Origin of the sequence: Hyphobacterium marinum, assembly GCF_036330325.1 — a bacterium.
In the GTDB taxonomy this organism is placed as follows: domain Bacteria; phylum Pseudomonadota; class Alphaproteobacteria; order Caulobacterales; family Maricaulaceae; genus Hyphobacterium; species Hyphobacterium marinum.
Genome location: NZ_JAZDRO010000006.1, coordinates 102,706 through 108,923, shown reverse-complemented (window position 1 = coordinate 108,923; position 6,218 = coordinate 102,706). Strand labels below are relative to the sequence as shown.

The window sequence follows — 6,218 nt, the reverse complement described above, 5'->3', positions numbered from 1 at the left end:
GGGTTGGGGTGGGGGGCGATCCTATGAACGCACACGCCAAACCTCCCCTCGATATCGCCGCCATACGCGGCGAATTCCCGATCCTGACCCGCGAGATCAACGGCAGGCCGCTTGTCTATCTCGACAACGCGGCCTCGGCGCAGAAGCCGCGCGCGGTGATCGATGCCGTCAGCCGCGTCTATGAGCACAGCTACGCCAATGTGCACCGCGGCCTGCATACGCTCGCGAATGAAGCCACAGAGGCCTTTGAGGGCGCACGCGAGAAAGTCGCGACTTTCCTGGGAGCTTCGACCCCCGACGAGATCGTGTTCACGCGCGGTGCGACCGAGGCGATCAACCTTGTCGCGGCGGCCTTCGGTCCCGGCCTGGAGCCGGGCGACGAAATCCTGATCAGCCAGATGGAACACCACTCCAATATCGTTCCCTGGATGATGCTCGCCGAGCGGACTGGCGCACGGGTTGTCTGGACCCCGGTAACCGACACCGGCGAGCTCGACACGGAGGCGCTCTCCGGCCTGATCAGCGCGAAAACCAGGCTGATCGCGATCACCCACATGTCCAACGTGCTGGGCACGGTCAACGATGCGGCCGCGATCACGAAGCTCGCCCATGACAAGGGCGTGCCGGTGCTGCTGGACGGCTCGCAGGCGGCCGTGCATCTGCCGGTCAACGTGTCGGAGATCGGGTGCGACTTCTACGCGTTTACAGGGCACAAGCTCTACGGCCCGAACGGGGCGGGCGCGCTTTATGCCAGGGGCGACTGGCTCGACCGTTTGCCGCCCTGGCAGGGCGGGGGCGAGATGATTGCCGACGTTCATGAGGACCGCATCACCTTCGCCGATGCGCCGCACAAATTCGAAGCCGGTACGCCCGCCATTGCTGATGTGATTGGCCTGGGCGCGGCGATCGACTGGGTCTCGCAATTCGACCGCATGGCGATCCTGGCCCATGAGCGCGCCCTGATGGACCGTGCGATGACGGGGCTTGCCGATATCGACGGGCTGCGTCTGATTGGAACGGCGCAGGACAAGGGCGCGATCATCGCATTCGCACTCGACGGGGCTCATGCCCACGATGTCGCGCAAATCCTTGACCGCTACGGCGTTGCGGTGCGGGCCGGGCACCACTGCGCCCAGCCGCTGATGCGCCGCTTTGGCGTGGACTCCACCGCGCGCGCCAGTTTTGCGCTCTACAACACGGCCGAGGAGGCGGATGCCTTCGTCGAGGCGTTGAAAAAAGCCCGTGGCTTTCTCATCTAGGACAGCGTGATGACCGAAACTGTAAAACGCGACCTGATCGACCTGTCCCCGCCGGCACTGCCGCAGGCGGATGCCGGTCCTGAGACAACCGAACCGAAAGCCGAGTTGACGCTGTCCGATGCGGAAATCACGCGCATTACCGATGACGTCGTGGCTGCGATGAAGACAGTCTTTGATCCGGAAATCCCGGTTGATATCTATGAATTGGGCCTGATTTATAAAGTTGATCTGGAAGATGATCATACCCTCAAGATCGACATGACGCTGACCGCGCCGGGATGTCCGGTGGCCGGTGAAATGCCGGTCTGGGTCCGCGATGCGGCCGAGACCGTGGACGGGATCGACAAGGCCATCGTCAACCTGGTCTTTGATCCGCCCTGGACGCCCGACCGGATGACCGACGAAGCGCGTCTTGCGCTCAACATGCTCTAGGGAGAGCCTGACCCATGACCCGTGAACGCCCCAAGGCCCTGAGCCTCACCGATGCCGCCGCCGAGCGAGTGAAGGCGCTGATGGCCAAGCGCGGAGCCGGTTTCCTGCGCGTCGGCGTCAAGAATGGCGGCTGTGCCGGCATGGAATATGTCATGGACTATGTCGCCGAGCCCGAACCGCTCGACGAGCGGGTCGATGACAAGGGTGTCTCCATTGTGATCGACGGGACCTCGCTTCTCTTTTTGCTCGGCTCGGTCATTGACTACGAGGTCACACCGCTGCACGCGAAATTCGTATTCCGCAATCCCAACGAGACCGATGCTTGCGGGTGCGGGGAAAGTGTGACGCTCGTCGCCGCGGCACCGGCGGGCTGAGTTCGCGCCCGATCTGTGATTAGCTGTCGAAAGCGGTGCGATTGCGCTTTCACCTCTGGCGGTCGCGGGTCTAGATAGTCGCGGGCGAGGGACGAAATGACCTGTTCCTGGGAAGGGGGCACCCGCCAATGAAGCTGATCATTTCCGAAACGTCGCCCTATGCCCGCAAATGCCGGGCTCTGGTGCGCGAAAAAGGTTTGCAGCCCAAGGTTCAGGAAGTCGTATCGATACCGTTCGACGACGCCCCTGAACTCCTGGAAGCCAACCCGCTCGGCAAGGTCCCGGCGCTGACCCGTGACAATGCGTCGACGCTGATCGACAGCCCCCTGATCTGCGAGTTTCTCGACAGCCTGGACGAACCGCGATGGGTACCGGCATCCGGCCCGGCCCGCTGGCGTGTCCTGCGGTTCCAGTCACTGGCCGATGGGCTCGTCGATCTGACCATCGGCCGTCGCATCGAACTCGTGCGCGACGAAAACCTGCGCTACGATTTCTGGGTCGGACGCCAGGAACGGGGGATCGCGAGAACCCTCGACCTTCTCGAGGACGAAAGCGACAAGTTTTCCGGTGCGGTCGATCTGGGTGCGCTGTCGATTGCGGTTGCGCTCGGCTATCTCGACTTCCGCTATCCGGAAAGCAACTGGCGGGACGGGCATCCCGGGCTGGCCGGGCTGTTCGCACGCTGGAGTGAGCGTCCGTCGTTTCAGGACACGGTCCCGCCTTCCGGGGCGTGAGCGGCATTGGCACGTTTGCGGGCCCGGGATGAGAGCCATCCCATGATCGGACCGATCACGAAATAGACGCCCCCGGCCATCGTCGACCAGCCGACCGGCAGCAGGAATCCCAACAGGATCGCTGCGACAGACACGCCAATCGCGGCCAGCCCCTGGTCGACCTCCAGCCGGGTCATGATGCGTTCCGCCTCGGACAGCTCCAGCACGTCTGATCGCCGCAAGGCATGCGCGTAGAGTAACGCAAACAGCCCGAAGACCAGCGCATAGCCGGCTGCGTAGACCGCCAGCATGTAAGGCACATCAGCCAGTGACAGCGTCGATTCGATCTGTCCCGGTGTCTGGAAGTAGCCGGTGAAGAAATTGACCAGGAAGGTCGCCATGAACTTCAGCGGATAGGCGAAGATCATGATCAGGAACAGGATGGTCGAGTTGATCAGGACGGTAAGCCCGTCCTCAAGGTCATAACGCCGGAAAAAGGCGTGATGTTTCGACCAGATCAGCAGGATCAGCGCGAAACTGAAGGCAATGGCAATTGCCTCTCGCCAGAGCGAGGCCAGCTCGCGGAAGGTCGCGGGGACCGCCGAGGCCACAATGAGAGTCAGCGATAGCGCAAAGACGATGTCGGACAGGTTCTCGAGCCGCGTGACATCGCGGCCGCGCCAGCGGAAATAGCGTTCGCCGCGCAGGCTGCGCCGGTTCTTCTGCTCGGTATCCAATGAAAACTCCCCCCGGAAAGCCTTTCCGGGGGGAGTGAAGCAGGCTTTGCCTGTACCGTCGAGCCGGATCAGGCGGCGGCGGCAGCGTCCTCTGGCGTTTCCACGCTGACGCGGTTCCGGCCGTTCTGTTTCGACTTGTAGAGATTGGTGTCGGAGCGCTCGATCAGGGATTCGATCGCTTCGCCCGGGCGGTATTTCGCAACGCCGAGCGAGACGGTGATATTGCCCAGATCCTCATTGGTAGATTTGCGCAACAGTTTTTTCGATTCGACTGTGTGCCGGATGGTCTCGGCCAGCTTGGACGCTTCGGCCAGGGACGTGTTCGGCAGGACGATGCCGAATTCCTCTCCGCCGTAACGTGCGACCGTATCGGTATCCTTGGCGTGCCGTGTCATGCAGCCCGCGACAAAGCGGATGATCTGGTCACCGGTCTGGTGGCCCCAGGTGTCGTTGAAGCGCTTGAAATGGTCGATGTCGCAGAGAATGAGGCAGAACTCCTCTTTCTTCTCATCGGCCTGGCGACGACCCTTGCGCAGTTTCTCGTCGAAACGCTTGCGGTTGGCGACGCCGGTCAGGGCGTCGGTCATCGCCTCCTCGCGGACGCGTTCGAGATTGGTCCGCAGCTGCGTGACTTCGGTCGAAGTCTCCTGGAGCCGGCGTTCGAGCGAGCGCGACCGGTTCTGCATCTTGGCCGTCGCCTCGACGAGGTCCTGGATCATGCGGCGCATGGTATCGGGGTCTGACGCGTTCGCCAATTCACCTTCGGCTCCCGCGAGGGTCTGGCCATAAGCTTCGGTATCGCGGCTGGCATCCGCGAGTGTCTTGGACACATTGCCGAGCTCCTTGCTCATGACACCTGATGAGTTGAGCAGAAGGTCTTCGATAACTTTCTGGCTGAAGAACTTGTCGTAGAGCCGGTCATTGATGGCAGCGGTGAAGGGCTCGCCGGACTCGATCATGGACTGAAGCGTGTCACAGAGATCGGCGTTGTGGTCGCTCGCATAAGACGACCAGACTGCGTAATTCTCGGGGCTGGGCGGCACGTCATGGGTTTCCATGAGTTCAAGCGCCCGTTTCGCCAGTGCACGGCATTCCGCGCCATTCAGAAGTCGTCCGTTCACCGCTTGCCCTTCCATTCACGAATGATGACCCTCCCCAGGGACATCTGTGTTGGCCGGAAGACTAGAGGCGAAAGGGAAAGAACCGGTAAACGGCCGGGCAGAAACGCTAGCCCAGATTGAAAAAGTCGGGCGTCTGGTCCCCGAATCCGGTCTGTTTCCGCTCACCCTTCGAGGATTTGCCGGATTTTCCGCTCTTGCTCCCCGTCGCGGCTTTTTCCGTCGTGGCACCGCTGCCGGACCTGGCCGGTTCGTCTGCCTTTTTCTTCCGGCCACCGCCACGGCCGGAGCGGGAGGGTTTGCCGGACTCGGCATCCTTGGCACGGGTATCCTTGGTATCGCCATCCTTGGCGTCCGCCTCGCCGGCGTCCGGAACAGTCTTTTGCGGCGCGGCCTTCGAACCGAAATCAGCGGTTTCGATCTTGTGTCCGATCAGGGCTTCGATGGCATCAAGTGATTTGGCGTCCAGCGGTCCGGCCAGTGTGACCGCTTCGCCGCCCAGTCCGGCCCGGCCCGTCCGGCCGATCCGGTGGACATAGTCATCGGCATGATGCGGGACGTCATAGTTGAAGACGTGACTGACCGCGGGAATGTCGAGGCCGCGTGCGGCGACATCGCTGGCCACCAGGAACCGCAATTCACCGGACTTGAAGCGTTCCAGCGTCTTGGTCCGCTGGCTCTGGTCCAGGTCGCCATGGATTGGCGCGGCCGAGAAACCGTGCTTGGACAGCGAGCGTGCGACCGTGTCGACATCGCGCTTGCGGTTGCAGAAGATAATGCCGTTCTTGACACCGTCGCGACCGATCGCGGTCCGCAATAGGTCGCGTTTGGCCTTGGGCGTCTTGTCTTTCACCCGCGCAATCAGCTGACGGATGTTGGTTCCCGTTGTGGCCGGCCTGGACACTTCGACACGCTCGGGGTTTTTCAGGAATTTAGAGACCAGGCTCTGGATTTCCTTTGGCATGGTCGCCGAAAAGAACAGGGTTTGCCGGCGCGGCGGGACCAGGGAGAAAATTTTCTCGATGTCGGGGATGAAGCCCATGTCCAGCATGCGGTCGGCTTCATCGACAACCATGATCTGGACGTCGAGGAGCAGGATCTTGCCGCGCTCGATCATGTCGAGCAGGCGGCCCGGTGTCGCGATCAGGACATCGGCACCCTGGTTGAGGATTTTCTCCTGCGGACCAAAAGCCACGCCGCCAATCAGCAAGGCCATCGTCAGTTTGGTGTTCGCGGCGTATTTCTCGAAATTCTCGGCAACCTGAGCGGCCAGTTCCCGCGTCGGCTCGATGATCAGCGAGCGCGGCATTCGGGCCTTGGCGCGACCGCGCGACAGCCGCTCGATCAGAGGCAGCGTGAAGGACGCGGTCTTGCCGGTGCCGGTTTGCGCGATACCCAGGACATCCTTGCCGGCCAGGGCAGGGGGAATTGCCCCGGCCTGAATCGGCGTGGGTTCGCTGTAGCCTGCCGCATCAAGCGCATCGAGGAGCGCCTTACCGAGACCGAGTTCTTGAAACGTCATGTGATCCTTGTGACCGGCTTCTACGCAAACGGCTGCGCCCTGGGGCGCAGCCGCTCCGTTACA

The 6,218-nt window shown here is 62.2% G+C and carries 7 protein-coding genes; 4 read left to right on the top strand and 3 right to left on the bottom strand.

The window, feature by feature from the left end:
• Positions 1 to 23: 23 nt before the first annotated feature.
• The 4 genes from V0U35_RS13005 to V0U35_RS12990 all read left to right on the top strand — a co-directional run bounded on the left by V0U35_RS13005 (position 24) and on the right by V0U35_RS12990 (position 2,799).
• Positions 24 to 1,259 (top strand): aminotransferase class V-fold PLP-dependent enzyme, encoded by a 1,236-nt coding sequence (locus V0U35_RS13005; protein ID WP_373696411.1) that lies wholly within the window; start codon positions 24 to 26, stop codon positions 1,257 to 1,259.
• A gap of 9 nt (positions 1,260 to 1,268) precedes the next feature.
• Complete coding sequence (locus V0U35_RS13000; protein WP_330197164.1) at positions 1,269 to 1,691, top strand: SUF system Fe-S cluster assembly protein; 423 nt, start codon at positions 1,269 to 1,271, stop codon at positions 1,689 to 1,691.
• Positions 1,692 to 1,705: 14 nt separating this feature from the next.
• Positions 1,706 to 2,065 carry a HesB/IscA family protein gene (locus V0U35_RS12995; RefSeq protein WP_330197163.1) on the top strand — a complete coding sequence of 120 codons (360 nt, stop codon included), beginning with the start codon at positions 1,706 to 1,708 and terminating at the stop codon, positions 2,063 to 2,065.
• A 128-nt stretch (positions 2,066 to 2,193) separates the two neighbouring features.
• Positions 2,194 to 2,799, top strand: coding sequence for a glutathione S-transferase N-terminal domain-containing protein (locus tag V0U35_RS12990; protein WP_330197162.1), 606 nt, complete (start codon positions 2,194 to 2,196; stop codon positions 2,797 to 2,799).
• Here the strand turns inward: V0U35_RS12990 and V0U35_RS12985 are convergent.
• The 3 genes from V0U35_RS12985 to V0U35_RS12975 all read right to left on the bottom strand — a co-directional run bounded on the left by V0U35_RS12985 (position 2,769) and on the right by V0U35_RS12975 (position 6,155).
• A complete protein-coding gene (locus tag V0U35_RS12985) occupies positions 2,769 to 3,515 on the bottom strand; it encodes a TMEM175 family protein (RefSeq protein WP_330197161.1) in 747 nt (248 codons plus the stop codon). The two genes, V0U35_RS12990 and V0U35_RS12985, sit on opposite strands and share 31 nt — an antisense overlap.
• A 68-nt stretch (positions 3,516 to 3,583) precedes the next feature.
• A complete protein-coding gene (locus V0U35_RS12980; RefSeq protein WP_330197160.1) occupies positions 3,584 to 4,636 on the bottom strand; it encodes a GGDEF domain-containing protein in 1,053 nt (350 codons plus the stop codon).
• 106 nt (positions 4,637 to 4,742) lie between these two features.
• A complete protein-coding gene (locus V0U35_RS12975; RefSeq protein ID WP_330197159.1) occupies positions 4,743 to 6,155 on the bottom strand; it encodes a DEAD/DEAH box helicase in 1,413 nt (470 codons plus the stop codon).
• Between the last annotated feature and the right edge of the window lie 63 nt (positions 6,156 to 6,218).